Here is a 596-nt window from a genome sequence, read left to right as displayed (position 1 = left end):
GCTCAAGCCGTTGCGCCGGATTCATCTCACGGGGCAAAGCGATTTCAAGCTCGCGGTAGGTGGTTCCGTTCTTGCGCTCGTAGGCGTCGGCGGCTTCCCAAAGGTGCAACGGGTTGGTCGCGGCCCACTTCGGCATATTGCCGAATTCGGACGCCTCCAACTTTTCCCCCTGCTCACGCCGTTTTTCGTATTGGCCGAGGCGAGCGATATAGGCGGCATGCGGGGAAGCTTTCCCCGCCTTGCCAACCTTCACGCTCAATCGTCCAATCGCCATGTTTTTGCCTTTTCGTTTTTAGGGCCGATGCAGTCGGTTTGCCTTACCCGCCGGGAGGGCCGCGTGTTTCTCGTAGAGAAACGTCTAAGCGAGCCTTTGATAAATCAAAGGATACCGCAGGCCGTGCAATCTCCGCCACATCTGCTCTAGACTCGGGATTCTGGACACCAAAATGGAGAAGCAAATGCGGGAATGGCTAGAGGATCGTGTCGCCTACATCCGTGGGCTGAAATCGCCAAATGACCATCAGCGGCTCTTGTTGCTGCTGAATGACAAAAAGGACGCAACTGACGATGACCGCCGCAAGCTGGTCGCCCTAATT

General features: G+C 56.4%; 1 pseudogene. It reads right to left on the bottom strand.

Features of this window, described 5'->3' with window-relative positions:
- A pseudogene (locus tag GHO03_RS24680) lies at positions 1–274 on the bottom strand (MobA/MobL family protein); the annotation flags it as partial.
- Positions 275–596: the final 322 nt, after the last annotated feature.

The organism is Pseudomonas sp. FSL R10-1339, assembly GCF_009600545.1.
Lineage (GTDB): Bacteria > Pseudomonadota > Gammaproteobacteria > Pseudomonadales > Pseudomonadaceae > Aquipseudomonas > Aquipseudomonas bubulae.
The sequence above is the reverse complement of the archived record's forward strand: the minus strand, read 5'-3'. Positions and strand labels throughout refer to the sequence as shown.